Annotated in this window: 20 protein-coding genes and 1 pseudogene; 8 read left to right on the top strand and 13 right to left on the bottom strand. The window is 66.9% G+C overall.

The genetic code is table 11. The features are described 5' to 3' along the window. The first annotated feature begins 48 nt into the window (after window positions 1-48). On the top strand, window positions 49-1,542 hold the full coding sequence (locus tag QX048_RS12950) for an NAD-dependent succinate-semialdehyde dehydrogenase (protein WP_315825644.1): 1,494 nt from the start codon (window positions 49-51) through the stop codon (window positions 1,540-1,542). Between the two features lie 17 nt (window positions 1,543-1,559). On the opposite strand, the gene QX048_RS12945 is transcribed toward QX048_RS12950, so the two are convergent. Further along, window positions 1,560-2,162 carry a hypothetical protein gene (locus QX048_RS12945; protein ID WP_315825643.1) on the bottom strand — a complete coding sequence of 201 codons (603 nt, stop codon included), beginning with the start codon at window positions 2,160-2,162 and terminating at the stop codon, window positions 1,560-1,562. Window positions 2,163-2,461: 299 nt separating this feature from the next. On the opposite strand from QX048_RS12945, the gene QX048_RS12940 reads away from it, so the two are divergent. The 4 genes from QX048_RS12940 to QX048_RS12925 all read left to right on the top strand — a co-directional run bounded on the left by QX048_RS12940 (window position 2,462) and on the right by QX048_RS12925 (window position 5,304). Then, complete coding sequence (locus QX048_RS12940) at window positions 2,462-3,145, top strand: phytanoyl-CoA dioxygenase family protein (protein ID WP_315825642.1); 684 nt, start codon at window positions 2,462-2,464, stop codon at window positions 3,143-3,145. Window positions 3,146-3,203: 58 nt separating this feature from the next. Next, the gene (locus QX048_RS12935; RefSeq protein ID WP_315825641.1) at window positions 3,204-3,833 is read left to right on the top strand and encodes a glutathione S-transferase; all 630 of its coding nucleotides are present in this window, start codon (window positions 3,204-3,206) and stop codon (window positions 3,831-3,833) included. A gap of 4 nt (window positions 3,834-3,837) precedes the next feature. Next, window positions 3,838-4,506 (top strand): HAD hydrolase-like protein, encoded by a 669-nt coding sequence (locus QX048_RS12930; RefSeq protein WP_315825823.1) that lies wholly within the window; start codon window positions 3,838-3,840, stop codon window positions 4,504-4,506. Window positions 4,507-4,626: 120 nt separating this feature from the next. Continuing rightward, a complete protein-coding gene (locus tag QX048_RS12925) occupies window positions 4,627-5,304 on the top strand; it encodes a nitroreductase (protein WP_315751798.1) in 678 nt (225 codons plus the stop codon). Here the strand turns inward: QX048_RS12925 and QX048_RS12920 are convergent. From QX048_RS12920 to QX048_RS12910, 3 genes are all read right to left on the bottom strand, one after another. Beyond that, window positions 5,301-5,999: an alpha/beta fold hydrolase gene (locus tag QX048_RS12920; protein WP_315825640.1), complete on the bottom strand. Its 699-nt coding sequence runs from the start codon at window positions 5,997-5,999 to the stop codon at window positions 5,301-5,303. The two genes, QX048_RS12925 and QX048_RS12920, sit on opposite strands and share 4 nt — an antisense overlap. A gap of 951 nt (window positions 6,000-6,950) precedes the next feature. Further along, entirely contained in the window at window positions 6,951-7,865 is a 915-nt protein-coding gene (locus tag QX048_RS12915) for a phosphoribosylaminoimidazolesuccinocarboxamide synthase (RefSeq protein ID WP_315715007.1), read from the bottom strand. A 42-nt stretch (window positions 7,866-7,907) separates the two neighbouring features. Continuing rightward, window positions 7,908-8,825, bottom strand: coding sequence for a pirin family protein (locus QX048_RS12910; protein WP_315715008.1), 918 nt, complete (start codon window positions 8,823-8,825; stop codon window positions 7,908-7,910). A gap of 140 nt (window positions 8,826-8,965) precedes the next feature. Here QX048_RS12910 and QX048_RS12905 point away from each other — a divergent pair, with 140 nt between their 5' ends. Then, the gene (locus tag QX048_RS12905) at window positions 8,966-10,018 is read left to right on the top strand and encodes a helix-turn-helix domain-containing protein (RefSeq protein ID WP_316194636.1); all 1,053 of its coding nucleotides are present in this window, start codon (window positions 8,966-8,968) and stop codon (window positions 10,016-10,018) included. Window positions 10,019-10,159: 141 nt separating this feature from the next. Next, the gene (locus tag QX048_RS12900; protein ID WP_316166342.1) at window positions 10,160-11,566 is read left to right on the top strand and encodes a serine hydrolase; all 1,407 of its coding nucleotides are present in this window, start codon (window positions 10,160-10,162) and stop codon (window positions 11,564-11,566) included. An 8-nt stretch (window positions 11,567-11,574) separates the two neighbouring features. Here the strand turns inward: QX048_RS12900 and QX048_RS12895 are convergent, their stop codons facing one another. Next, window positions 11,575-12,945 carry an MmgE/PrpD family protein gene (locus QX048_RS12895; protein ID WP_315825638.1) on the bottom strand — a complete coding sequence of 457 codons (1,371 nt, stop codon included), beginning with the start codon at window positions 12,943-12,945 and terminating at the stop codon, window positions 11,575-11,577. A gap of 121 nt (window positions 12,946-13,066) precedes the next feature. Between QX048_RS12895 and QX048_RS12890 the strand changes: the two genes are divergently transcribed. Continuing rightward, on the top strand, window positions 13,067-14,209 hold the full coding sequence (locus QX048_RS12890; RefSeq protein ID WP_315751809.1) for an FUSC family protein: 1,143 nt from the start codon (window positions 13,067-13,069) through the stop codon (window positions 14,207-14,209). Between the two features lie 5 nt (window positions 14,210-14,214). On the opposite strand, the gene QX048_RS12885 is transcribed toward QX048_RS12890, so the two are convergent. The 8 genes and pseudogenes from QX048_RS12885 to QX048_RS12850 form a co-directional block, all read right to left on the bottom strand. Continuing rightward, window positions 14,215-15,600, bottom strand: coding sequence for an MATE family efflux transporter (locus tag QX048_RS12885; RefSeq protein WP_315825637.1), 1,386 nt, complete (start codon window positions 15,598-15,600; stop codon window positions 14,215-14,217). 767 nt (window positions 15,601-16,367) lie between these two features. After that, entirely contained in the window at window positions 16,368-16,847 is a 480-nt protein-coding gene (locus QX048_RS12880; RefSeq protein WP_315825636.1) for a DUF2867 domain-containing protein, read from the bottom strand. Between the two features lie 84 nt (window positions 16,848-16,931). Beyond that, the gene (locus tag QX048_RS12875) at window positions 16,932-18,089 is read right to left on the bottom strand and encodes an IS481 family transposase (protein ID WP_315759740.1); all 1,158 of its coding nucleotides are present in this window, start codon (window positions 18,087-18,089) and stop codon (window positions 16,932-16,934) included. Between the two features lie 176 nt (window positions 18,090-18,265). Continuing rightward, window positions 18,266-19,561: a UDP-N-acetylglucosamine 1-carboxyvinyltransferase gene (murA, locus tag QX048_RS12870; RefSeq protein WP_315715017.1), complete on the bottom strand. Its 1,296-nt coding sequence runs from the start codon at window positions 19,559-19,561 to the stop codon at window positions 18,266-18,268. Between the two features lie 173 nt (window positions 19,562-19,734). After that, the gene (gene gyrB / locus QX048_RS12865) at window positions 19,735-22,170 is read right to left on the bottom strand and encodes a DNA topoisomerase (ATP-hydrolyzing) subunit B (RefSeq protein WP_315751813.1); all 2,436 of its coding nucleotides are present in this window, start codon (window positions 22,168-22,170) and stop codon (window positions 19,735-19,737) included. A 282-nt stretch (window positions 22,171-22,452) separates the two neighbouring features. Beyond that, window positions 22,453-24,594: a hypothetical protein gene (locus QX048_RS12860; RefSeq protein WP_315825635.1), complete on the bottom strand. Its 2,142-nt coding sequence runs from the start codon at window positions 24,592-24,594 to the stop codon at window positions 22,453-22,455. Between the two features lie 131 nt (window positions 24,595-24,725). After that, the gene (gene recF / locus QX048_RS12855; RefSeq protein WP_315825634.1) at window positions 24,726-25,862 is read right to left on the bottom strand and encodes a DNA replication/repair protein RecF; all 1,137 of its coding nucleotides are present in this window, start codon (window positions 25,860-25,862) and stop codon (window positions 24,726-24,728) included. Window positions 25,863-25,925: 63 nt separating this feature from the next. Further along, window positions 25,926-26,211 (bottom strand): annotated as a pseudogene (locus QX048_RS12850) (GIY-YIG nuclease family protein). Between the last annotated feature and the right edge of the window lie 53 nt (window positions 26,212-26,264).

Raw genomic sequence — 26,264 nt, 5'->3', positions numbered from 1 at the left:
GGCGTGGCTATATTCGGAGACGATCGCTCGCTTTCGAGGAGTAGCCCGATGACACCGCCCGCCGCCGCCCGTGCCTCCACTGCCGCCCCGAGCCTGCGTGACCGCCTGAAGGATCCGTCGCTGCTGCGTGAGCAGTGCTACATCGATGGTGCGTGGGTCGGTACGCCGGTGCTTCCGGTCAACAATCCGGCCACCGGCGCCGAGCTCGCCAAGGTCGCGCAGCTCGGTGCGGCGGAGACCACGCAAGCCGTCGAGGCCGCCGCGCGCGCGTTCCCGTCCTGGGCCCGGCTGACCGCCAAGCAGCGCTCCAATACCTTGCGCAAATGGTTCGAGCTGATCACGGCCAACCGCGAGGACCTCGCGCTGATCCTCACCTCCGAGCAGGGCAAGCCGCTGGCGGAGGCGCTCGGCGAGGTCGATATCGGCGCCGCCTATATCGAGTTCTTCGCCGAGGAGGCGCGTCGCGTCTATGGCGAGACCATCCCGACCCAGAAGCCGGATGCGCGCCTGCTGGCGCTGAAGCAGCCGATCGGCGTCTGCGGCGCCATCACGCCATGGAATTTCCCGAACTCGATGATCACCCGCAAGGTGTCGCCTGCGCTCGCCGCCGGCTGCACCGTGGTGCTGAAGCCGGCCAACGAGACGCCGCTGTCGGCGCTGGCGCTCGCCGTGCTGGCCGAACGCGCCGGGATTCCGGCGGGCGCGCTCAACATCGTCACCGGCGACGCGCCGCCGATCGGCAAAGTGCTGTGCGAGCATCCGTCGGTGCGCTTCATAGGCTTCACCGGCTCGACCGAGGTCGGCAAGATTCTCTATCGCCAGTCGGCCGGCACGGTGAAGAAGCTCGGGCTCGAGCTCGGCGGCAACGCGCCGTTCGTGGTGTTCGACGATGCCGATGTCGATGCGGCTGTCGAAGGCGCCATGGTCTCGAAATATCGCAACATGGGCCAGACCTGCGTCTGCGCCAATCGCCTCTATGCGCAGGACGGCATCTACGACGCCTTCGTCGCGAAGCTCGCCGCCAAGGTCGCGGCGATGAAGATCGGCGAGGGCACCGAGGCCGGCGTGACCCAGGGGCCGCTGATCAACGAAGAGGCGGTTGAGAAGGTCGAACGCCACATCGCCGACGCGGTCAAAGGCGGGGCGAAGGTCGTCACCGGCGGCAAGCGCCATGCGCTCGGCCGCACCTTCTTCGAGCCGACCGTACTTCGGGACGTCAAGGCCGACGCGCTGGTCGCGCATGAGGAGACGTTCGGCCCGCTCGCGCCCGTCATTCGCTTCAAGGACGAGGCCGATGTCATCGCGATGTGCAACGCCTCGCCGTTCGGCCTCGCGTCCTACTTCTATGCCCGCGATCTCGGCCGGGTCTGGCGCGTCGCGGAGGCGCTGGAATCAGGCATGGTCGGCGTCAACACCGGTCTGATCACCACCGAGGTCGCGCCGTTCGGCGGCGTCAAGGAGAGCGGCCTCGGGCGCGAAGGCTCGCATCACGGCATCGAGGAATACCTCGAGATCAAGTACGTGATGATGGCGGGCGTCTGAGCTCTGGACGCCTGGGCTCAGGCCGTCTTCGGCAGCTTGTCCACCGGCACCAGGTAGGACTTGTTGCCGACCTGGAAGATGACCTTGCCGCTCTTGCCGTCGGTCGTCGAGATCTGCGACTGACCGAACATGATGACGTTGTTGTAGACGATCCCCGTGCCCTGGCGCGTGACGCCGTTGGTCGTCACGCTGACCTGGGCCTCCTTGCCGCTGACGGACAGCACGCGAAAGCTCGCGCTCTGGCCGTTTTCGCCGGAGTAGCCGGCCCAGCTGCCGACCAGATTGCTCTCGTCGGCGGGAGGCGCCTGTTTCTCCAGCATCGCGGTGGCCTTGCCGCCGCCGGCCGAAAACAGCAGCACGGCGTTCTTGCCGTTCTTGGTGCCGAGCGTGACCGAGCCGAAGTCGATGGTCGAGCCGTTGACCTGGCCGATGCCGCGTTCGGTGCGGCCGTTATGGGTGTATTCCACCGTCGCGGCGGCGCCTCTGATGTTGACGACCTTGAAGCTCACGGCCTGGCCGTTGGCCGTCCAACTGCCCTTCCACTCGCCCAGCAGGTTGCTCTGGCGATAGACCCGCTCGTTGGCGGGCGAGATCTGGTTGGTGCTTTGGATGGCGACCATGTGTGCTTCCAAGGAGCTCGACTGCTCGTTTACCCCGTATGTCGGATCGTTGCAGAGTGTTGCTAACGAGGCGTAGGTCGAGAGGGTTAACGAACGGTGAACTGCGGCTACGAGCCGCCCGTTCCGCAGTGCGGCCCATCGTCTCAGCGTCTTCTGCGGCGATGGACATCACCACCGGATGAATGCGACGGCGCGAATCGCCACCGGGCTGCACGGGCGTAAGCGAGCCGCTTGCCCAGACGCGCCGGATCGTCGACCATGACGCGGCGAACCACGACCTCTCAATGTGCGAGCTCACCATGACCGCAGCCTTCACGCGCGTCGGTGTCGGCCAGCTTCCGGACGCGGATGCGCGCCGCCTCGATGCGGACGGTTATCTGCTGCTGCGCGGCGCGATTCCGGCGGACTGGCTCCCGCCGCTGCGCGATGCGTTCGAGGCGGGCACGCTGCCATCCGAGCAATGGCCGGTGCCGCGCGGCCGCGACTGGCGCCACGCGATGGTCGATCTCGATGCCACGGTGCAGCGCGCCTGCCGGCTGCCGGTGATGCTCGCGGCCGTGTCTCACATTCTCAAGGCGCCGTTCTTCCTCGGCCAAGTCGAGGGCCGCGAGCCGCTCGCCGATGGCGGCCAGCAGCCGTTGCATCGCGACGGCGTCGACCGGTTCCGTACCGACGCCGTCTCGGCGCTCGCCTTTCTCGATCCGTTCGGCCCCGACAACGGCGCGACGCGGGTGGCGCCGGGCACGCATCGCCGCGACACGGATGATGCGCAGGCTGCCCCGTTGGTCACGACAGGCGAAGCCGGCGACATCCTGCTGTTCGACGTCAACCTGCTGCACGGCGCGACCCGCAACCGCAGCGGCGCCCGCCGCCGCTCGCTGCTGATCACCTACGCCACCTCGGTGCAGCTCGACGCGTGGCGACGGACCCGCGCCTTGCGTGCGGTGCGCATGGACCAGGACGAAATCTTCGGCGCGGAGTAGCCGCGCCATCCGCGCAGCTTTCAACCTTCCAGCCCAAATCCTGCAGAGGAGGACGCTCATGAGGCTGTACGATTCCGCGACGGCACCAAGCCCGCGCCGCGTACGTATCTTCCTTGCGGAGAAGGGCCTCACGATTCCCACCGTTCAGCTCGACCTGCGCGCCGGCGAGCAGTTCCGGCCGGAATTTCGCGCGCTGAACCCGCAATGCACGGTGCCGGTCCTGCAACTCGACAGCGGCGCTGCGATCACCGACATCATCGCGATCTGCCGCTACCTCGAGGAACTGCATCCCGAGCCGGCCCTGATGGGGCGCAGCGCGGAGGAGCGCGCCGTCATCGAATGCTGGGTGCGGCGGATCGAGTGGGATGGCATCTACGCCATCCAGGAAGCGTTCCGGAACAGTGCGCCGGGGCTGGAGCATCGCGCTCTGCCCGGCCCGTTGCCGCTCGAGCAGATTGCCGCGCTCGCGGAGCGGGGACGTCTGCGCGTCGCGCACTACTTCGCCTGGCTCGACGCGCGGCTCGCCGACCACGCCTTCGTCTGCGGACCCGACTTCACCATTGTCGACATCAGCGCCATGGTGACGGTGGATTTCGCGGTCCGCGCCAAGCTCGATCCACCGGATCACCTCCACCATCTCGCGCGGTGGTATGGTGTAGTTTCGAGCCGTCCCAGTGCGAAGGCTTGATATGATGAGCCTCGGTCGTCACTCCGTCCTGCTCGACCTCGACGGCACTCTCATCGACTCCCAGCCCGGCATCGCCGCGAGCGCCCTAGCGGCGTTGCGCGCGCTCGGGCATGCACCGGACGACACGCTCGATATCCGCAGTGTCATCGGGCCGCCGCTGCAGGACATGTTGCGGGCGCTGCTGCAGGCGTATGACGACGATCGGGTCGACGAAGCGGTGACCGCCTATCGCCAGCATTACGGCGAGAGCGGACTGTTCGGCAGCGAACTCTATGCCGGCATCCGGGACGCGCTGCACGAGATGCATGGCGCGGGGGTGCGGCTCTATCTCGCGACATCCAAACGGGAGGTGTTTGCGCGCCGCATCCTCGAGCATCTCGATCTCGCGTCGCTGTTCGACGCCATCCACGGCTCGGTGCCGTCAGGCCTGCTGGACCACAAGCCGGAGCTGCTCGCGCATATTCTCACCGCGCGGAATATCGCGCCCTCCGACGCGATCATGGTCGGTGACCGCCGCCACGACATTGCCGGCGCCCACGCGGTCAGGATGCGCAGCCTCGGCGTGCTCTGGGGCTATGGCAGCCGCGACGAGCTCGAGATGGCCGGCGCCGACCGCCTCGTGGAATGTCCGGCCGATCTCGCGCGCGCCGTGCTGTCGATGCTGAAGGTCTAGCTCGATCACAACCTCCTGTGTTCGCGACACCCGATCGGTTCGCGCGTCAACCTTGCACCGGAACCGGAAGGCCGCGAATATTCCCGGCAGATCAGGGGTCATCACGGGACTATCACACACATGCAGTTCGACGACGTCATCCTCGGCCGCCGCAGCATCCGCGGCTACAAGCCCGATCCGGTGCCGCGGGCGCTGATCGAGGAGATCATCGGGCTTGCGATGCGCGCGCCGTCGTCGATGAACAGCCAGCCCTGGAATTTCTACGTCATCACCGGCGAGCCGCTGAACCGCATCCGCGCCGGCAATACCGAGCGGATGGTCGCCGGCGTCCCGCAGTCGCGTGAATTCCGTATCGGCCAGCCCTTCGCGGGCGCGCATCGCGAGCGCCAGGTGCAGGTCGCCAAGCAGTTGTTCTCCGCCATGGGCATCGCGCGCGACGACAAGGACAAGCGACAGGACTGGGTGCTACGCGGCTTCCGCCAGTTCGACGCACCGGTCTGCATCATCGTGACCTATGATCGTGCGCTCGACGGCAGCGACGACACGCCGTTCGACTGCGGCGCCGTCACCAATGCGCTGGTCAACGCCGCCTGGTCGCGCGGCCTCGGCGCCGTCATCAACAGCCAGGGCATCATGCAATCGCCCGTGGTCCGCGAGCACGCCGGCATCGCCGACGACCAGGTCATCATGAAGAGCATCGCGCTGGGCTGGCCCGATCATGATTTTCCGGCCAACGCCGTGGTGTCGGAGCGGAAGCCGGTGAAGGAAGCGACGGTGTTCGTGGGGTTCGAGGACTAGTTGCGCTCCAAGCGCCGGCAGAAATCGTCGATCACCGCCGCCGCGGCCTCGGCATGGGTTGCCAGCAGCATGTGCGGTGCATCCAGCTCGCACAGCTTGCAGTCGGGGCGTGCCGTGAGGATCTCGGCGGTCTGTCGCCGGCCCACGAGCCGATCCGCGCGGCCGTGCAGGCACAACGCCGGACAATTGGTCAGGGCCAACCGGTCGCATTTGTCGACGCGAAGGGCGTCCTTGGCGCGTGCTTGAAGAACTGCCGCAGGAAGCGATCTCAAGACGTCCTTCAGCTGCAGCCTGAGCTCCGGTGTCGCCATCCGTCCCATGATCATCGCGGCGAAGAGGTTTGATGGAAGCCATCTCAGATCGAGCAGCGACGCGACGTGCGAAAGCCAGGCCGGTAACGGATGGCGCGCGAAGCTCGATGCAAGGATGAGCCCTGCGACTCGCGCGTCAGTCGCTGCAATCTCGATGGCGATCGGTCCGGAGAACGACTCGCCGAGAATGACGAAGGGATCTCTCGGCAACCGCTCACTGACGAAGGTCGCGAGCTGGTCGTAATCGAGCGGTCGATCGAGAGGGTAGGCGATGATCTGCGTCGGCCGGTTCGCGGACAGGCGCTCGGCAAGCGGCTTCAGGAGCTCTCCGGTTCCGTCCATTCCTGGCAGCAGGATGATGGCGATGGTCGTAGTCGGCGTCATATGATGTTGTAGCACATCCTAATCGTGACCATCGCGGGATGGGTCGGCCGGTACGGTGGGGCGGCAGCGTGCCCACCCTCGATCAGCGACTTGGTGGGCACGGCGCCACCGCGATCACGTTCGGAGACAGCATAGCTGCGCCTTTGCCCTCCTTACGGCCCCGGCCGTCGGGCTACTCTATCACCAATCAATTTTTGACTTGCGTTATTTCCGAAATCATGTTCTTATCCGCGCATCCCGTCCTCATGCAGAGGGGCGTACGCGTCGTCACGATACGTAGAGGCGGGGAGCGGTGGCCGCGTGCCTGTCAGGCGCTCTTGCGCTGACGAACGGCAGCGCGCGGACGGTCAAGCCGTGTGGTCCTGGCGCCCCGATGCTGGCGCCAATCTCGCGATGACGTTCGTGCGTCGTGGCGGGCGACGGGGGCAAACAAGCCGGTCCCCGGGGAGAGTACGGAGCAGCCGTTAAACCCATCGCGCAGGGAGGGCCGGGATGTCTCGGCTGAACCTGTGGTGACCGCCGCGTGCATTTTCTTTCGCACGCGGGCCATGGGGGCGGCCAGCTCCCGGCCTTCCCTGCGCCCTCGCATTTTCAGAGGGCGAGATCGATCAGCATAGCTCGGGCAAGCATGGCCGCGAGATCGACGCAGCGCGTCTCGTTAGCAACTCTCCGATGATCAACGATGCCTTGGCTGATGTGAGCACGCGCCTCGCAGAACGATCAGTTCTCACCTCGTCCCGCTTGCGGGGAGAGGTCGGATTGCATCGAAGATGCAATCCGGGTGACGGGGGCTCTCCGCGAGTCTGGTGTGCATGGAGAGCCCCCCTCACCCCAGCCCTCTCCCCGCAAGCGGGGCGGGGGAGCGCACCGCCGATACGGTACCAGTTCGACTCCCACTCCGAAGAAAATACTGCCTTCGGCTCCGTGATCGCGGCGAGAGACGTGCAGTGCTCAGATCTTCAGCTCGCTGCCCGTCACCCGCCGGAACGCCTCCAGATAGCGCTGGCTGGTCGCATCCACCACGCTCTGCGGCAAGGGCGGCGGGGGGGCGTCGCCGTTCCAGCGGCCGGCACGGCGCTCGGCATCGAGATAGTCGCGCAGCGGCTGCTTGTCGAAGCTCGGCTGCGGCTGGCCCGGCTGATAGGCATCGACGGCCCAGAAGCGCGACGAGTCGGGCGTCATCACCTCGTCGATCAGGATGATGTGACCGTCCTTGTCGCGGCCGAACTCGAACTTGGTGTCGGCGATGATGATGCCCTGCTCGCGCGCCAGCTTTTCACCCAGCGTGTAGACCGCGCGCGTCATGCTCTCCAGCGTATACGCGGTGTCGTCGCCGACCACCTCGCGCATTCGCGCAATGGTGATGTTCTCGTCATGGCCGGTCTCGGCCTTGGTCGCGGGGCTGAAGATCGCGGGGTCGAGCTTCTGGCTCTCGACGAGGCCGGCGGGAAGCTGCTCGCCGGCCAGCGTGCCATGGGCCGCATATTCCTTCCAGGCCGAGCCGGAGAGATAGCCGCGGATCACGCATTCGATCGGGAACACGGTGGTGCGCTTGCACAGCATCGCGCGCCCGAGAATCTCGTCGCGATGCGGCGCCAGCGCTGGCACCTCCGCGATGATCGTGTCGGTGTCGGCCGAGATCATGTGGTGATGCACCACGCCTTCGAGCGCGTTGAACCAGTAGGCCGAGATCTGCGTCAGCACCGCGCCCTTCATCGGGATGGTTTCGTTCATCACGACGTCGAAGGCCGAGATCCGGTCGGTGGTCAGCAGCAGCACGCGGTCGTCGCCGACGGCATAGATGTCGCGGACCTTGCCGCGGCCGATCTTCGGGAGCGGCAGATTGCTGGCGAGAAGCGTGGTCATCGTGCAGAGCCTTCGAAACGGGAGCGTTGCGACCGCAATAGCCTATTCCGGCAGCGGAATGAACTCGTGCTCCTGCGGAACGGCGGCGAAGCGGCCGGTTTTCCAGTCCTGCTTGGCCTGCTCGATGCGCTCCTTGCTGGAGGAGACGAAATTCCACCACACGTGCCGCGGCCCTTCCAGGGCGTCGCCGCCAAGGAACATCATCCGGGTCGGCTTCACCGTGCGCACGCTGATGGCGTCGCCCGGGCGGAAGATCAGGAGCCGCGGGCCCTCGTGGCGCTCGCGCGCGATCTCGACCTCGCCATCGACGATGTAGATGGCGCGCTCCTCGTGATCGGGATCGAGCGGCACCACCGTGCCGGCCTGCGCCGTGACCTCGACATAGAACCAGGGCGAGACCATCGTCACCGGCGAGGCCGCGCCGAACGCCTTGCCGGCAATGACGCGCGCGGAGAAGCCGGTGTCGCTGACCGTCGGCAGCGCGTCCGCCGCGTAGTGCTGGAAGCTCGGCGCGATCTCTTCCGATTCGACCGGCAGAGCGATCCAGCTCTGCAGGCCCAGCATCTTCTGCCCGTTCTGCCGCTGCAGGTCGGGCGTGCGCTCGGAATGGGCGATGCCGCGGCCCGCCGTCATCAGGTTCATCGCGCCGGGCTGGATCTCCCGCACGTTGCCCTCGCTGTCGCGATGCATGATGGCGCCGTCGAACAGATAGGTGACGGTGGCAAGCCCGATATGCGGATGCGGCCGCACGTCCATGCCCTTGCCGGACATGAACTGCACCGGGCCGAAATGATCGAAGAAGATGAACGGGCCGACCATCTGGCGTCGGCCGTGCGGCAGCGCGCGGCGCACCGCAAAACCGTCGCCGAGATCGCGGGTGCGCGGCACGATGACGTGCTCCAGCGCGTCGCAGGATGTGGGATCGCCGAACTCGGGATCGATCGATGGCTGCCAGCTCATGGGGCGCTCCTGCAATGTGGTCGCGCGAGCTTAGCAGCTTTGCCGAGGCGACGGCAGGGCAGGAGGTCGCCGCGTTTGCTTGATTTGAACGAAGCGAAGCTCCGGCCTAGAGTTCCGGCGCTGACAACGGACCCGTGACGATGACGCTCGAAAGCCTCGATCTCGCGCTTCGCGCCGCCGCCATCGCGCTGCTGGCCGAGCTCGCCGTCGCGCTGGGACGCGATCTCGGCAGGCAATGGCGCGGCCGGCTCGCGATCGCGCTGGCGCTGGGCTCGGCCGCGCATGCCGCGACCTTCAACATCGGCGGCACGGCCGCGCCATCGCTCGCTTCCGCGCCGCTGATTGCGGTGGCGACCGCCGATATCGTCGTGCTCTGGCTGTTCTGCCGCGCGCTGTTCGACGACGGCTTTGCGTTGCGTTGGCTGCACGGCCTGATCTGGCTCGCGGTGTTCGGCTTCAGCCTGCTGAGCTGTCTCGTGCTGGGGCCTGCCGGACATGGACGGCTCGTGATCGTCGCCAATAATGTGCTGGCTCTCGGCTTCCTCGGCCTGACCTTGGCGCAGACCATCCGTTCCTGGGCGGCGGATCTCGTCGAGGGACGGCGGCGCATCCGCGCCTTCGTCGTGATCGCGGCGCTGTCCTACGGTGGCGTCAATGCGCTGCTGCAGATGGCGTCCGCCGGCAGCGGCCCGTCCGAGCTTGCCAATGTGGTCAATGCGGCGATGTTCTTGGTCGTGGTCGGGGCCGTTGCGCTGATGCTGCTCAAGGTCGGTGCCGGCGATGTGCTCGCGCCGGAGGCGCCACCGGCTGCGGCGCTCGAAGCGGTGGCTCCGAAAGCCGCCGACCGCAGGCTGGTCGATTCGCTGATGCGGCTGATGGCGGACGAGCGAGTCTATCGTCAGGAGAACGTCACGATCGGCATGCTGGCGACGAAGCTCTCCATTCCTGAATACCGGCTGCGGCGGCTGATCAATGGCGAGCTCGGCTACCGCAACTTCAACACCTTCCTCAACGCCCACCGCATCGAGGAGGCCAAGGCCGCGCTCGCCGATCCCGCCCAGGCCGAGGTGCCCGTGATCACCATCGCGATGGACGCTGGGTTCCAGTCGCTTGGGCCCTTCAACCGCGCCTTCAAGGCGGTGACCGGGGTGACGCCGACCGAATACCGGCGCATGAGGCTGTCGGCGGCGTGATCTGTTCAGCCTTGAAACTGCAGAGGAATTCCAGAATCGGCGAGATCCCGGCGATTCTCGGCTGGGATGATTTCCGAAATCGGCGAGCGTCCGGGCCGCAGCCGCAGTCTGGTCCGGCAGATCCAACTGCCGGAGCTCCTCATGACCAGACGCCGCCTGCTGCTTGCCCTCGTTGCCACCACCGCGCTGACCGCCCTGGCGGTCGGCGGCGCCCGCGCCCGCGATGTGCCGAAGGTGGCAACCGGCTTCATCGCCAGCCTCCTGTGCTCGGAGACCTTCGTCTCCGGTCTCGACCCGGACCGCACGCTCTCCGAGACCCGGGCCGCGATGCCCGGCGCCGGCCTGCTGAGCTGGGCGATGGACGTCCGCGTCGATCGCGCCGCCAAGGACGTCACCGTGACGCTGCTCGGGATCGGGCAGAGCCGGGCCGTGTATCGCGACGGGCTCGGCTGCCACATGGACCATGGCGAAGCGGCGGATTGGCCGGCCATCCGGCCCGCTGCGCCAACCCCCGCTTTGCTGCCCGACATCGCTCCGCCACGCGTCGTCGCGCCGGTCACTCCGGCCCTCGCGGCAGCGCTGGATCGCGCCTTTGCCGAGCCGGACTCGCCGCCGTTCCGGCATACCCATGCTGTCCTGGTGATGAAGGACGGCAAGGTGATCGCCGAGCGCTACGCCCAGGGCTTCACGCTCGACACGCCGCTGCTCGGCTTCTCTGCGACCAAGTCGATGACCGCGACCTTGATCGGCATTCTCGTCCGCCAGGGCAAGCTCGCGCTGCATACGCCCGCGCCCATCGCGGCGTGGCGGGACGACAAAGATCCGCGCCACGCCATCACCGTCGATCACCTCTTGCGCCACACCGCAGGCCTCGCGCTCGGCAGCTCGCTGCAGGCCTCGCTGTTCTCTGTGCTCGAGCCTGTCAACCGCATGAAATTCGTCGAAACGGACCGCGCCGCCTTCGCCGAAACCATGCCGCTCGAAACCACGCCGGGCGCGGTCAGCAATTATCACGACGGCAACACCGTCATCCTCTCTCATCTCATCCGCGACGCCGTCGGCGGCAGCGCTGCGGATGTGCTGCGTTTTGCGCATCGCGAGCTGTTCGATCCGCTCGGCATGACCAGCGTCACCCTCGAATTCGATGCCGCCGGCACACCGGAGGGATCGAGCCAGATGCTGGCCTCGGCGCGCGACTGGGCGCGACTCGGCCAGCTGTATCTCGACGACGGCGTCGTGGCTGGCCGCCGCATCCTGCCCGCCGGCTGGGTCGCGTATGCCAGCGCGCCGACGCCCGGCGCGTTCGTCGGCCTCGGCGCCGGCTTCTGGACCAACAGTGGCGACAGCTTTGGCGCCAACTACCGCACCTCCCATGGCTGGCCGCGCGACGCGTTCTTCGCCAAGGGCACGCTCGGCCAATATGTCATCGTCGTCCCGTCGGAGCGTCTCGTCATCACGCGTTTCGGCCGCACCGTGAACTGGCCGCCGGAGGCCGATGGCGTGGCGCAGCTCGTGAGCGACGTGATCGCGGCGACGCAGGGAGAATGACGCATGCGTTACGCTCTTCCCAAAGCGGTGGCCTGCTCGACACGTTCGAATCGCTCCAGCGACAGGATCGCGTCGGCGAAGCTCTGTGCCCGGCTGCTCAGCACTGGCCGCGCCAGCGTCAGAAACTTGTCGCTCATCGCCTGTGCTGTCGGGAACGAGGTCGGCTCGCCGGAGGGATCGTCGTGCAGCCGCTCGTGCACGCCATCCGCGGTGGTGATGGTGACGCGCGCGCCGAACGGATGGCTGCGGCCGATCTCCAATTTGTCGTCCTGCACGACGTCGAACTTGTCGGCCAGCGCATTGATCGCGGCGTCGCCAAGGCGCGTGTAGTCGTCCCAGCCGAAGCGGCCCTGGTCGAGCGCGAGCGCGCCGGTGAAGAACATCGAGAACTGGCCGCCGACGATCGAGGTCGGATGGCGCTTGGTGGCGGCATCGCCCGTCAGGGTGATGCCGTTGCGATGCAGGCCGATCTCGACGCGCTTGACCTGGTCCGGCGTCAGATTGTGCTCGCGGCGCAGGGCGATGATGGCGTCGATCGCAGCATGGGTATAGCGGCAGCTCGGATACGGCTTCACGCCGATCTTCATTGTCTCGTAGGTGGAGCCGAGCCCTGCGACCGCCTTGTCGTGATGCGGCGTGTCGGTGTAGCCGACGAGGAGGCCGTGCTTGCCCTCGACGGATTCGATCGCGCCGACGAAGTCGTTCTTGGCGAGCGTCGCCGCGATCACGCCGTTCATCGCCGACGCCCCGACCTGATAGCGCTTGTTCCAGGCGCCGTTGACGAGAAACTGCAGCGAGCCCGCGGCCTGGCTGCCGGACACGCCGAAGGCGTAGATCAACTGCTGCTCCGACAGGCCGAACAGCTTGCCGGCCGCGGCCGCCGCGCCATAGGTGCCGGCGGTCGCGGTCGGGTGGAAGCCGCGGGCATAATGCGAGGTCGGATCGAGCGCGTTGCCGAGCCGGCAGCACACCTCGTAACCGGCGACGATCGCGGTCAGGACCTCGCGGCCCGAGGCGCCGACCATCTCGCCGACGGCGAAGGCGGCCGGCACCACCGGCGCGCTCGGATGCAGCGAGGAATCGGCGTGGGTATCGTCGAAGTCGAGCGAATGGCCCATCGTGCCGTTGAGCAGCGCCGCCACCGCCGGCGTCCAGGTTCTGTCATCGCCGAATACGGTCGCCTCGCCCGCTGCATCGAGCTTCAGCGCCGCCAGCATCTTCACCACCGACGGCGTCGATTCCGCCTCGCGCCGGGCCCGGATGGCGCTGCCGAGGAAGTCGAGCGTCAGCACCTTGGCGCGGTCGAGCACCTCGGGCGGGATATCGTCATATTTCAGCTCCGCGACATAGGCGGCGAGCGTTGCGGTTTCCTGGGCCATCGTGTTTCCTCGCATCGTTGCAATGACCGTAGGCAAGCCGATTCCGCCTTTCAAGCCGGTTCGGCCCGGTGGGGAGCTGCCATGCCGCGATCGCGCTGGTGCTTTTCGAGGTGAGCGACTGATGGTGTCCTTGAAACGGCTGTTCGGCCGGTTGCGCGCCCGCAAGGCGCCGATGTCGCTGGCGGTCCGCGGCACGGTGGCGGCGACGCTTGCCTTCGCGATCGCCACGGCCTTCCACCTGAAGCTGCCGCTGTGGGCGGTGCTGACCTCGCTGATTGTGACGCAAGGCAGCGTCGGGCGCTCGCTGAAGGCAACGCGCGACTACATGTTCGGTACCATCGGCGGTGCGATCTATGGCGGCGCCATCACGGTCTTCATCCCGCATTCGGGCGAGCTGCAACTGCTCGGCATGCTGATCCTGGCGGTGACGCCGCTCGCCTTCATCGCCGCGATCAATCCAAGTCTCAACGCGGCGACGGTGACGGCCGTGATCGTGCTGCTGGTGCCCACGATGGGCCATCTCGATCCGCTGGGATCGGCGATCGACCGTGTGTTCGAGGTCGCGGTCGGCGCGCTGACCGGGCTCGCCGTTTCGTTCATCGTGCTGCCGTCGCGCGCGCATGTGCAGATGCGTAGCGCGGCGGGGCGTCTGCTCGAACTGATCGCAGCCGCCTTCACCGAGCTGCTGGCCGGCCTGTCGCGCGGCCGCGACAACGACGCGCTGCATCGGATCCAGGACGGCATCGGTACCGCGCTCACCGAATTGAATGCGACAGGAGCGGAGGCCGAGCGGGAGCGCTCGGCGCGGCTGTCCTCCGGCGCCGATACCGGCCCGCTGCTGCGGACGATCCTGCGCCTGCGCCACGACGTCGTGATGATCGGCCGTGCCAGCGTAGTGCCGCTGCCATCCGAGCTGCAGGCGCGCTTGTCGGGACCGGTGGCGCGCGTCAGCGATGCCATCGCGAGCTATCTGCGCGGCTGTGCCGCGGCCATCCGCAACGGTTCCGGCCCGCCGGCGATCTGGCCGATCCACGTCGCGGTGAAGGCCTATGCGGAAGAGGTCGCCGCCGTCCGCAGCGACGGTCTCACGCGGGGCCTGCCGGGTGACGCCGCCGAGCGCTTCTTCGCGCTCGGCTTCTCGCTGGAGCAGATGCGCCAGAACCTGATCGACCTCGAGCGCGTCGTCGCCGAATGGGCGGGAGCGTCGACCGGGAAGCCGCATCGACCGGAGCGCGACGAGACGCCGGATACAGCGGGGGCCTGATCTCCTCATCGCGACAACCGGAGGAAGCGCAGCACCAGCAGGGCCGCATAGATGGCGGTGCCGATCGACAGGCCGATCCAGATCCCGGTCGCGCCGAGCGCGGTGTGGAAGGCGAGTGCATAGGAGGCGGGAAAGCCGATCAGCCAGTAGCCGAGCACGGCGAGCAGCAGCGGGATGCGCGTGTCCTTGATGCCGCGCAGCGCGCCGACCGCGATCGTTTGCAGCGCATCGGTGATGAAGAAGGTCGTGCCGATGAGAAGCAGCATGGCGGCGAGCGTCGCCGTCGCTTCCGCATCGGCGAGGCCGGCGCCGAGGAACAGCTGCACGATGTCATAGCGGGCAATGACGATGCCGAGCGTGAACAGCATTGCGAGACCTAGGCCGAGCGACATTGCCATCAGTCCGGCGCGACGGACACCGGTCGCATCGTTACGTCCAGCGGCGTGGCCGACGCGCACGGTCGCAGCCATGCTGATGCCGAACGGCACCATGAACAGGATCGCCGTGATCTGCAGCGCGATCTGATGCGCGGCGAGAGCGGCCGTGCTGATCAGTCCCATCAGGATCGCGGCCGCCGAGAACAGGCCATATTCGAGCAGGAACGACAGCGAGATCGGAGCGCCGATGATCAGGAGCTGCCGCATCAGCCGCCAGTCGATGCGCCCGAGCCGGGCCAGGACATGATAGTCGCGGAACGGCGGGCGCAACGCGGCGAACCACAGACCGGCGAGAAACGTTCCGAGGTTGACGGTCGAGGTGGCGAGGCCGACGCCGGTCAGGCCGAGCTGCGGAAAACCCCAGTGGCCGTAGAGCAGCGGATAGACCAGCAGCGCGTTGAGCGGGATCGCGGCCAAGGTGATCCAAAGCACCGGCTCGGGGCGGTTGACGGCGCCCATGAAGCTGCGCAGCGCCAGGAACCACAGCATCGGCGCAATGCCCCAGGCGAGGCCGGCCAGATAGTCCTGCGCGAGATGCGCCACGCCCGGCGCCTGTCCGAGTGCGAGCAGGATGATCTCGCCGTTCAGCGCGATCAGCATGATCGGCAACGCGATGAACAGCCCGGCCCACAGCCCGACACGCAGCGCGCGCCGGACCAGCCCGGCGTCGGCCGCCCCGAACGCCTGCGCGGCGAGCGGTGCCACCGCCGACATCAGACCCATGCCGAAGGTGGAGCCGACGAAGTAGACGGTGCCCGCTAACGCCGCCGCTGCAACCGCATCGCCGCCGAGCCGGCCGATGAAGGCGAGATCGGTCGACATCATCGCGATCTGCGACAGCTGGGTCAGCGCCATCGGCGCGGCGAGGCGGACCGTCTCCCAGAGTTCGAGGGCGAGAGAAGGTGTCGGCGCGGCCGGCGGCGGCGCGTGGTCGGTTCCAGCTGTCGAGGTCATGATCGAGGCTATAGCAGTCCCCGCAGTGACGTGCACATCACGCCGTCGTCGTCCTGGGCGGTGCGAGACGAGAGCGTCGCGGCAACGTCATCGTTGGAGCTTGGGTTCGCGATGGAGGTCGAGAACTGCTCTCGTGCCAAACCAGATCGGATCGGACGGCCACACGCGTTCCCGCGGCACGCCGTGCCCGGGTGATGCTCGATTTGCTCCCCTCGAACAGGAAGAGGGGCAGGGAAGGCCGGGTGCTTGACCACACCCATGGCCCGCCTGCAAAAGAAGTAGCAGGCGGCAGTCACCACAGGTGGGCCGCACATCCGGCCTTCCCTGCGCCATGGTTGGAACGGCTTATACGTACTCTCCCCGGGGACCGGGCTTGTTTGCCCCCGTCACCTGCGGATCGCCCGCCGGCTTGACCTCAGCATCGGGAGGCCAGGACCATACGATTTCGCCGTATGCGACAGCCCCTTCGTCCACGCGCCAGCCTCGAGGAAACCCCAAGTGCGCGCTGTGAGCCGCCGCATCCATCGCATCCCACCCTCAACGGTCCGTGACGATCGCGAAGCGCCCCTCTCATGAGGACGGGACGGGTGCATTGTTTCTGATTTTCGAAATATAAGCAAGCGAAAAATTCTGAAAACCGGCAAAACGCAACGTGGTGGCTCGGCTGGGCTGCCGCGCGGTTCGATGCGTTCTCCGTCATTGCTTGCGGAGTATTCAATCCGGGGACGGAGAGCCGGCGCGGCAGCGGGTCGAAGACTTGCGCGGAATCAGGCGGCCGTTGCGACCTGCCGGAGCATCGCCTTCACGACGAGGCGGTGAAACGGCTTTATCACGGCGAGATAGACGCGGCCGAGAGCGTTGTGGGTCTGCACCAGAGTGCTCGCTGTTACTTGCGTGGTCGCGCGATGAGAGACCACGTCGACCAGGACACGAAAATCCAGATGCTTGTCGTCGAAGCCGAGCACGATTCGTTGCGGCGTTTCGTCCACGACCGGAAACATCCCGATCAGAGGACGTGGGTTGCCTGGGTCCGCGCCCGAGGTCTTCAGACCGAAGGGCCTGACCAGCAGGTTGCGGAGCTTCAGGAGCGCCGCCATCCACCAGGGCGCGTGACCGAGCATGCGTTCGGCGGCGGTGCGGGCATCGAGAACCGCGCCGTCGATCGTGATGCGGAAGGCATCGGCGAAGTCAGTACCGGCGAGCCATCGGTCACGGTCGACATCTGGAGTGATCTCGCTGATTGTCATGTGCCCTGAGCCTCGCGTGTCGTGTTTGGTCCTCGGTCCATCAGCGCGTCATTGCGAGCGCAGTGTTCAGCCCGGAGACATAGCTTACACCTGTTCGGGGACATAGTTGACAGTTTTGGGGTCGCGCAGATCAATCGCTGCGATCTGATGTGCGGCAAAGAAAATTCCGAACTTTCCGTCGGCACTGAGTGGCCGGATAGCCAGCCGCTCACCTCGGAAGGCTTGCGGGACTTTCCAGAGCCGCCCCTCGAAACTGACGTAGGCCTTCGTGCTCGACACGGAACGGATGCTCTCACCCTCGTCGTATTCGACGATCGGAAGCCGGTCGGGCATCGCACGTTGGCTCGGTTGATAGCGGCTTGCCGGCACGTCGAAGTTCAAGGCCTCGTGCGGCCGGTCGAGATTGTAGACGGAGCGCCATCCGTCGAGTGCCCGCTGGACATCGGGAAGATCACGGTAGCGCCTGAAGGCAAACACCTCGGCCTTCAGACTACGGTGGAAGCGTTCGTTCTTGCCGCGGCTCTGAGGATGGTAGGGCCGGCTGTGGATCGTTCGAACGCCGAGCTTCAGAAGCCAGACCGTCAACGCGGTCCAGGGGTCTTCGAGGGTAAATCCCCAGGGGCCACCATTGTCGACGAACATCGCATCCGGCAGTCCATAACGGCGGAACGTCGTCTCCAAATGTCCTTTGACCGTAGAGCCGCGCTCGTTGTCACAAGCCGCCAGGCACAACGAGAAGCGGGAGTGATCGTCCAACGCTGTCAGCGGATGACAGGACACACCGTTCTCCAGCGCACTGTGCCCCTTGAAGTCCATCTGCCACAGCTGATTGGGCGCATCCTTCTCGAACCGCGTGTAGGGCTGTCCGGGCGTGCCTGCAGGCTCGACCACTCGATCGTAGCGGCGCAGGATGGTGTGCACGGTGGATATCGCCGGGACAGCTTGACCATCACGCTCAAGACACCGTGCGAGCTTGCGCGCGCCCCAGGCCGGGTGAGCATCGCGCAATGCGACAATCTGCTGCTCGGTCGCAGCCGCGGTGCGCTCCGGACTTCGATGAGGCCGCCGCGACCGATCCGCCAGCGCCGTGTCCCCAGCGTCATGCCGCTGGATCCATTTGTAGCCCGTCTGAGGGCTGATGCCGAACCGCCGACACAGCTCCCGCCGGTTCGCCCCTTCCTGCTTGGCAAGCATCACAAACTCTCGTCGCTGGTCCATGACAGACACCTCTCGCCACGGCATCGCTCGCCCCTCTGCTTGACGAATCGAGCCGATTTTGAAGTGTCAACCATCTCCCCGAACACCCGTCAGCTATGTCACCGGGCTGAACAGGAGCGAAGCAATCCAGGGGCGGGCAAGGACTCTGGATTGCTTCGCTTCGCTCGCAATGACGGCGGAGAGATCCTGCGCGAATAGCGCTACCGTCCGCGCTCCGGAACGCGGGTGATCTTGGCGCCCAGCGCATTCAGCCGCTCGTCGATGCGTTCGTAGCCGCGCTCGATCTGGTCGGCATTGTCGATATACGAGGTCCCCTCGGCGCACAGCGCGGCCAGCAGCATGGCCATGCCGGCGCGGATGTCGGGGGAGACGACGCGGGCGCCGCGCAGGCGGCTCGGGCCGGCGACGATGGCGCGGTGCGGGTCGCACAGCACGATGCGCGCGCCCATCGAGATCAGCTTGTCGACGAAGAACATCCGTGACTCGAACATCTTCTCGAACATCAGGATCACGCCCTCGCATTGCGTGGCGGTGACGAGTGCGATCGACATCAGGTCGGCGGGAAAGGCCGGCCAGGGCTGGTCCTCCAGCTTCGGCACGTGGCCGCCGAAATCGTCCTTGATCCGCAGCGTCTGCTCCGAGGGCACGATGAGATCGTCGCCGGCAACCTCGCAGACGATGCCGAGCCGCTCGAAGCCCATGCGGATCGAGCGTAGATGCTCGGTGCCGGCGCGCACGATGCGTAAGGGAGAGCGCGTCACCGCGGCGAGCCCGATCAGCGAGCCGACCTCGATGTGATCGGGCTGGATCGAGTAGCTCGCCTGGCCCAGCGTGCTGGCGCCATGGATCACCATCGTGTTGGTGCCGATGCCCTCGATGTTGGCCCCGAGCGCCACCAGGAAATGCGCAAGATCCTGCACATGCGGCTCGGAGGCGGCGTTGCGCAAGTAAGTCGTGCCGTGGGCGGCCACCGCGGCCACCAGCGCGTTCTCGGTCGCGGTGACACTGGGCTCGTCCAGGAAGACGTCGGCGCCCTTGAGACCGGAGGCGCGCAGCTCGATCTTGTCGGTTGCGGTGACGGTGGCGCCGAGCTGCTCGAAGGCGAGGAAATGGGTGTCGAGGCGGCGGCGGCCGATGACGTCGCCGCCTGGCGGCGGCAGCGCCACTTCGCCGCAGCGGGCGAGCAGGGGCCCTGCCAGCAGGATCGACGCGCGAATGCGCGCGCAGAGGTCCGGATCGAGGTCCGCGGCGCGGATCTCCTTGGCATGGATCGTGAGCCTGTTCCGGCCGCGCCATTCGGCGGAGGCGCCGACCGAGCGCACCAGCTCGACCAGCGTCTCGGTGTCGCGGATGCGCGGCACGTTGTCGAGCGTGACCGGATGCTCGGTCAGCAGCGCGGCGGCGATGATCGGCAGCGCGGCGTTCTTGTTGCCGGACGGCTCGATCGCGCCCTTGAGCCGGTGACCCCCCTCGACGATGTATTGAATGGGCGCCATGCGCGAAAAGTCCGTTCTGAGATGGTGATTCGCCCGGGGACCGGCGAAAGCGGAACATCGATCTTCAACGGAATTAACACGGAAGGGACGGGCAGGCCACTGCTCCGCAGACTCAGGGTGCGCCTGGTCGTCTATCGCGCCAGTGCGAGGTAGACTCGGGCTGGACGTCGCGACTACACGTCCACGTTGGCCGACAGCGAGTTGTCCTGGATGAACTCGCGGCGCGGCTCGACCACGTCACCCATCAGCTTGGTGAAGATGTCGTCGGCCTCGTCGACCTCCTTGACCTTCACCTGGAGCAGCGTACGGGCCTCGGTGTCGAGCGTGGTCTCCCAGAGCTGTTGCGGGTTCATCTCGCCGAGGCCTTTGTAACGCTGCATGTTGATGCCCTTGCGGCCGGCATCGGTGACCGCCTCGAACAAATCGACCGGGCCATGGATCACGGTCTGGACGTCGCCACGGCGCAAGGCGCCGGGCTTCGCATAGGCCTCTTGCAGGCGGGCCGCATATTCGTCCAGCTTGCGGGCATCGACGGACGCGAGCAATGCGTCGTCGATGACGGCGACGTCCTTGACGCCCCGCACGGTGCGCTCGAAGGTGAAGCCCTGGCCCTCGACGAAGTGGCCGATCCAGCCGCGCTCGACCTCGTCGGCCAGCACGTCGAGCCGCTTTGCGATGTAGGCGGCCGCGGCGTCCGCCGTCGGGATGTCGCGGGTGATGTCCGGGCGCAGCACGCCGGCGATCGCGGCCTGCTCGACGACCTTGCGGTCGTAGCGCGTGTGCAGGTTGCGCAGGATGTTGCGGACGAGACGCGCTTCCTCGACCAGCGCCAGGAGGTCACGCCCCTTGCGCTCCTCGCCTTCCGCCGTCTTGAACACGCAATCGTCGAGGCCGGTGCCGATCAAATAGTCCTCGAGCGCGCGCTCGTCCTTCAAATACTGCTCGGACTTGCCGCGCGTGACTTTGTAGAGCGGCGGCTGGGCGATGTAGAGGTGGCCGCGATCGATGATCTCGCGCATCTGCCGGTAGAAGAAGGTCAGCAGCAGCGTGCGGATGTGGGCGCCGTCGACGTCGGCGTCCGTCATCACGATGATCTTGTGATAGCGCAGCTTGTCGATCGAGAACTCGTCGCTGATGCCGGTGCCGAGCGCGGTGATCAGGGTGCCGATCTGCTCGCTCGACAGCATCTTGTCGGGGCGCACGCGCTCGACATTGAGGATCTTGCCGCGCAGCGGCAGCACCGCCTGGAACTCGCGGTTGCGGCCCTGCTTGGCGCTGCCGCCGGCCGAGTCACCCTCGACGATGAAGAGCTCGGACTTGGCCGGATCCTTCTCCTGGCAGTCGGCGAGCTTGCCGGGCAGCGAGGAGACGCTGAGCGGGCTCTTGCGGGTCAGCTCGCGCGCCTTGCGCGCGGCCTCGCGTGCCGCCGCGGCCTGGATCACCTTGCCGACGATGGTCTTGGCCTCGCCAGGATGCTCCTCGAACCAGGCGGCGAGCGCCTCGTTCAGAACGTTCTCGACCACGGGACGCACTTCCGAGGACACCAGCTTGTCCTTGGTCTGCGACGAGAATTTCGGATCCGGCACCTTCACGGAAAGGACGGCGGTGAGACCCTCGCGACAGTCGTCGCCGGTCAGCGCGATCTTCTCCTTCTTCGCATTGGCCTCGGCGTAGCCGTTGACCTGGCGCGTCAGCGCGCCGCGGAAGCCGGCGAGATGGGTGCCGCCGTCACGCTGCGGGATGTTGTTGGTGAAGCACAGCACGTTCTCATGATAGCTGTCGTTCCACCACAGCGCAGCTTCCACCGTGATGCCGTTGACCTCCGAGCGCACCATGATCGGCGCCGGAACGATCGCCTTCTTGTTGCGGTCGAGATATTTGACGAACTCCTCGACGCCGCCGTCGTAATGCATCTCCTCGCGCTTCTCGACCGCGTGGCGCATGTCGGAGAGCACGATGTTGACGCCGGAATTGAGGAAGGCGAGCTCGCGCAGGCGATGCTCGAGCGTCGCGTAGTCGTATTCGACGTTCTTGAAGGTCTCCGTCGAGGCCAGGAACGTCACCTCGGTGCCGCGCTTGCCCTTGGCCTCGCCGACCACTTTCAGCGGCGCAATCGCGTCGCCATGGGCGAACTCGATGAGATGCTCCTTGTCGTCGCGCCAGACCCGAAGCTGCAGCTTGCTCGACAGCGCGTTGACGACGGAGACGCCGACGCCGTGCAGTCCGCCGGACACCTTGTAGGAGTTCTGGTCGAACTTTCCGCCGGCGTGCAGCTGGGTCATGATGACCTCGGCGGCGGACACGCCTTCGCCCTTGTGAATGTCCACGGGAATGCCGCGGCCGTCGTCGCGCACGGTGACCGAATTGTCCGGATTGAGCACCACCTCGACCGCGGTGGCGTGACCAGCCAGCGCCTCGTCGATCGCGTTGTCGACGACCTCGTAGACCATGTGATGCAGGCCGGAGCCGTCATCGGTGTCGCCGATATACATGCCCGGGCGCTTGCGCACGGCATCCAGGCCCTTCAACACCCGGATCGATTCTGCGCCGTATTCGTTCGCGGTTGCAGGCTCGTTGTCGGCGATGGTTTGCCGGGCGGGTTCGGTCATGTGGGGCCTTCGGAAGGGGTGGTCGAATCGGCATTGCAGATCGCATGCCGAGAGCGCTCTTTCTCTCACGAAAGAAGCCACGCGCCTAGCGCAAAGTGGCCCGTCGTAAGACATTGAAGAGATAGCGCTTTTTAACGGTTTTTCAAGGCCTGGCGAGGGTCGTTTTCGTCCCCTCCGAAAGCCGGATTCAGGCCATTCCCGCGGCTGGTTTTGAGGCGTGCAGCGGGGCGCTTTCGCGTGCGATTCAGGGCACGAGTCACGCGTGACGCGGCAGGTGCCGCCTCAGTAGAGCGGGAGCGGCAGGGCGGTGCCACCCGGGCCAACCATGAGGCCCCAGGCATCGCCGGCGGCGAGCTCCAGCGTGTCGATCACGGCGGGCCGGCGGGCGATCTTCAGCTCGTAGCGGTGCTTGCCTGGCGGCAGGTCGAGCAGCGGGCCCTTGGGCGATTGCGGGCTGCCGGTGCCGGCCGCGATCCTGATCGTCTGCCCGTTGATGGTCAGCACGGCGTCGGTGTCGCCGATATTGCCGAGCATCAGCTTGGCCCGGCCAGGCTTCGGCAGGATGCCGGCCTTGGCCGCCGCTTCTGCATTCCTTTGCACCAGGTTGACCGAGGTCTCGCCTTTGGCGCGCCCGAGCGTGAGCACGGCGGGTCCCTGCGACGAGGTAAAGGTGAGCCGGACCCGATCGGGGCTGGCCTGCGCGTCCTCGGGCTTCTCCCGCCAGCCGAGCCTGGTCAGCTCGGCGCGGTAGAAGGCCGTGACGGCACCGAGCTCGGCCGGGACGCTGGCCTCCAGCTCCAGCCGCAGCGGCGTGTCCATTCCCGGCGCCCTGGACCGCGACAGCGCGGTCGCGCTGTGCTGCTTCGGCACCGGCAGCGCCGAGTCGGGATCGGCCTCGAGCGGCGTCGCGTCCTTGGCCGGTCGGGCCGCGGCCGAAGGCCTGGCGGCGGCGAGCAGGCCGGTGCCGTCGGCCGTGACGTTCACCTTGGGGCCCATCTGCATGATCGTGAACGCCACCGACTTGCCCTTCGCCGAGAACTCCAGACGCGCCATGGTCGGATTGTCGATCACGGTCGGCGCCTCCTTCCAGCCGGCCGTCTTCAACGTGGAACGGAAGAAGCCGGCGAGTGTCTTCACCGACGAAGCCGACTTGAACGCGAGCTGTCCCCGGTCGCCATCGAAGCTCACGGCCTCGGCGGTCTCGGGCAGCGCGATCGGCGCCGGATTGCCGGCCAGCGGCTTCACGGGCGCATCCGACATGGCGCCGGCCTGCACGGCGCGGCGCGCCTCGTCGGCGGCGATCACCTGCTTGGCCATCGCGGCGGCATCCGCCATGAACCTGTCGTCGGCGTCCTTCTTCGCCTTGGCGCGGGCGGCCAGGGCGGCTTCGGTGGTGCGCATCGACAGCTCGACCATGGTGAGATCGTACTTGCGGGACAGCTTCAGCGTCCCGTTGTCCTCGGGCGCGACGACCTTGAGCGTGACCTCGTCCGGCGTTCCCGGACCGGCCGTCTCGATCCGCCAGCCGCGCGCGGGGATCTCCCGCGTGTAGAAGGCGAGCACGGCCGGCAGCTCGGCGATGACGGCGCCATTGGCCTGGCGGCTCGACGAGGCCGCGCTGCCGAGGCTTTGCGACCACTTGGTCGGCTTCGGCATCGGCAGGCCGGCGTGGTCGTCGCCGGCTTCGAGGGTGGAGGGTAGCGCGAATGGCGCGATCCGGATCTCGACATGGGTCCGGCCGTCGTCGCGCCGGGTCAGCGTCAGCATCACCGGATTCTGCCGGCGATAACCGTCGCCGTCGTCATGGCCGTAGAAGGCGCGCACGCCGCCCGGCGCGGTCTCGCCCAGATCGGCATTGGGCCAGCGCGCGGCGGCCTCGGCCGTCAGCGGCTGCCAGCCGAGGGCGGACATCTCCTTGCGGAACAAGGTCAGCGCCGCATCCAGCGTCATCGGCGCGATGCATGACAGATAAGGCCGCGTCTCGTCGAACACGATGTCAGCAGCGCCATCGGGGAACGGCAAATTGGCGTAGATCCGCTGCGGCGAGTAGGTCACCTCCGACTGCCCGGCGCGGCCGGCGCTGCCTGTGAAGAAGACCAGGAGCCCCTGCTTGTCCTTCTTGTAGCTGAGCGTCGGATTGCGCTCTTCGAGCGGCCTGACATAGCGCACCCAGCCGTCGGCGCCGAGCAACTGCTGCGTGGCGGCATTGGCCGCTGCGACAGGCGCCGGCAGACGATAGATGGCGCGGTAGCGATCGGGATGCGACGTGTCTTCCACCGCACCCTCGAGCCGCGGCAGCGCGTGGACGTCGACGATGGCGTCGTCGGCGCGCGCAGGTCCGGCACAGCTCGCGAGCAGCAACAGCCCGCACGCAAACCGACTCAGCCGCGGCGCGGCGATGGCCTGCTGCCAAAGCTCTGACATCATCGATCTCCGGGATTTCGAGTTCGGGGCGCTTGGGCCCTCGGGCGCTGGAGGAGAGCGGTTGGCGCCGGCGTGCCATCCAACGACAACTAGTCGAACCGGCGAACTGATAGGTTCAACGGCGGAATGAGCTACCGCCGCGCGCTGATCCGCCCCGCCTCGACGTCGAAGATCTCGCCGAGCTCGCGTAGTTCGGCAAACGCCGCGGGATCGGCGCCGGTCAGCCATACCTGGGCACCGAGCGTGCCGAGCTCGGCGAACAAAGCGGTGCGGCGGCCGGGATCGAGATGGGCGACGATCTCGTCGAGCAGCAGCATCGGCACGATGCCGGTGGTCTCGGCGACCAAGGTCGCATGCGCAAGGATGAGGCCGATCAGCAGCGCCTTCTGCTCGCCGGTCGACGCGTCGCGCGCCGGCATGCTCTTCGGCGCATAGACGACATGGAGATCGGTGAGATGCGGACCGTCGAGCGTGCGGCCGGCGGCGGCATCGCGCGCGCGATTGTCGCGCAGGACAGCGCGATAGCGGTCCTCGACGGCGAGGGCCGGCTCGCTCAGCAGCGCATTCTCCATCCAGCCGTCGAGCGCGATCTCGGCAGATGGAAAGGCGGACGCCGCGCCGCGCTGGCGCAGCATCGCGGCGAGCTTCACCGCGGTCTGGCCGCGGCTCGCGGCGACGGCGACCGCGAGCTCCGCGGTCTCGCGCTCGATCGCGTCACACCAATGATCGTCGAAATTGCGGACCTCGAGCAGCCGGTTGCGCGAGCGCAACGAGCGCTCCAGCGCCGACACCCGGCTCGAATGTTCGCTGTCGATCGCGAGCACCAGGCGGTCGAAGAAGCGCCGCCGCTCGGAGGCCGCGCCCATGAACAGGCCGTCCATCGAAGGCGTCAGCCACACCATGCGGATGTGATCGCCGAAGGCGGCGGCCGAGCCGACCGGTTCGCGGTCGATGCGGCAGCGGCGTGTTGTGTTCGCATCGCTGCGCGGCGGCTCGATGCCGGTGCCGAAGGTCGTCAGCCCCAGCGCGCCCTCGACCTCCGCCGAGACCGCCCACGACCCGTCGCCCTGGTTGTCGGCGACGTCCTCCAGGGTGGCACGGCGCAGGCCGCGGCCCGGCGCGAAGAACGAGATCGCCTCCAGGCAATTGGTCTTGCCGGCGCCGTTGGCCCCGACCAGCGCGACCATGTCCGCCTGCACGCTGACGCTGGCAGCGCGATAGCTGCGAAAATGCGTCAGCGCGAGACGGTGGATGCGGGAGGGGGTCATGGGGTGGAGTTGCAAGCCCAGTTCTGTCATTGCCGGGCTTGACCCGGCAATCCATCGTCCGCGTCAGCGGACCATTTCATCATAGAGATCGCGCGTCTGGATTGTTTGCGTCGATCAAGTCGACCTTCCATTCGCGTGACCAGTGCTTGATGTTCTTCTCACGTTGCAGCGCCGCCGCGATTGTTTCATGTGCCTCGAAATAGACGAGGCGCTTGATGCCATAGCGGCGCGTAAAGCTCTCGGCGAGACCTTCGCGGTGCTCATAGACGCGCCGGACGAGATCATTGGTCACGCCGACATACAGCGTGCCGTCCGGCTTGCTCGCGAGAATGTAAACCCAGTAGGCCATTTGTAAGGATGGATGGCCGGGTCAAGCCCGGCCATGACGGGTTAAACTCGATC

Source organism: Bradyrhizobium sp. SZCCHNS30572, assembly GCF_032484415.1.
Taxonomy (GTDB): domain Bacteria; phylum Pseudomonadota; class Alphaproteobacteria; order Rhizobiales; family Xanthobacteraceae; genus Bradyrhizobium.
Note: the sequence above shows the minus strand (reverse complement) of the source record. Positions and strands in the feature narration are given on the sequence as shown.

Excerpts from the sequence above, each read along its gene's own strand:
- QX048_RS12950 (WP_315825644.1), top strand. The coding sequence starts at position 49 with ATGACACCGCCCGCCGCCGCCCGTGCCTCCACTGCCGCCCCGAGCCTG.
- QX048_RS12945 (WP_315825643.1), bottom strand. The coding sequence starts at position 2,162 with ATGGTCGCCATCCAAAGCACCAACCAGATCTCGCCCGCCAACGAGCGG.
- QX048_RS12940 (WP_315825642.1), top strand. The coding sequence starts at position 2,462 with ATGACCGCAGCCTTCACGCGCGTCGGTGTCGGCCAGCTTCCGGACGCG.
- QX048_RS12935 (WP_315825641.1), top strand. The coding sequence starts at position 3,204 with ATGAGGCTGTACGATTCCGCGACGGCACCAAGCCCGCGCCGCGTACGT.
- QX048_RS12930 (WP_315825823.1), top strand. The coding sequence starts at position 3,838 with ATGAGCCTCGGTCGTCACTCCGTCCTGCTCGACCTCGACGGCACTCTC.
- QX048_RS12925 (WP_315751798.1), top strand. The coding sequence starts at position 4,627 with ATGCAGTTCGACGACGTCATCCTCGGCCGCCGCAGCATCCGCGGCTAC.
- QX048_RS12920 (WP_315825640.1), bottom strand. The coding sequence starts at position 5,999 with ATGACGCCGACTACGACCATCGCCATCATCCTGCTGCCAGGAATGGAC.
- QX048_RS12915 (WP_315715007.1), bottom strand. The coding sequence starts at position 7,865 with ATGACCACGCTTCTCGCCAGCAATCTGCCGCTCCCGAAGATCGGCCGC.
- QX048_RS12910 (WP_315715008.1), bottom strand. The coding sequence starts at position 8,825 with ATGAGCTGGCAGCCATCGATCGATCCCGAGTTCGGCGATCCCACATCC.
- QX048_RS12905 (WP_316194636.1), top strand. The coding sequence starts at position 8,966 with ATGACGCTCGAAAGCCTCGATCTCGCGCTTCGCGCCGCCGCCATCGCG.
- QX048_RS12900 (WP_316166342.1), top strand. The coding sequence starts at position 10,160 with ATGACCAGACGCCGCCTGCTGCTTGCCCTCGTTGCCACCACCGCGCTG.
- QX048_RS12895 (WP_315825638.1), bottom strand. The coding sequence starts at position 12,945 with ATGGCCCAGGAAACCGCAACGCTCGCCGCCTATGTCGCGGAGCTGAAA.
- QX048_RS12890 (WP_315751809.1), top strand. The coding sequence starts at position 13,067 with ATGGTGTCCTTGAAACGGCTGTTCGGCCGGTTGCGCGCCCGCAAGGCG.
- QX048_RS12885 (WP_315825637.1), bottom strand. The coding sequence starts at position 15,600 with ATGACCTCGACAGCTGGAACCGACCACGCGCCGCCGCCGGCCGCGCCG.
- QX048_RS12880 (WP_315825636.1), bottom strand. The coding sequence starts at position 16,847 with ATGACAATCAGCGAGATCACTCCAGATGTCGACCGTGACCGATGGCTC.
- QX048_RS12875 (WP_315759740.1), bottom strand. The coding sequence starts at position 18,089 with ATGCCGTGGCGAGAGGTGTCTGTCATGGACCAGCGACGAGAGTTTGTG.
- murA (WP_315715017.1), bottom strand. The coding sequence starts at position 19,561 with ATGGCGCCCATTCAATACATCGTCGAGGGGGGTCACCGGCTCAAGGGC.
- gyrB (WP_315751813.1), bottom strand. The coding sequence starts at position 22,170 with ATGACCGAACCCGCCCGGCAAACCATCGCCGACAACGAGCCTGCAACC.
- QX048_RS12860 (WP_315825635.1), bottom strand. The coding sequence starts at position 24,594 with ATGTCAGAGCTTTGGCAGCAGGCCATCGCCGCGCCGCGGCTGAGTCGG.
- recF (WP_315825634.1), bottom strand. The coding sequence starts at position 25,862 with ATGACCCCCTCCCGCATCCACCGTCTCGCGCTGACGCATTTTCGCAGC.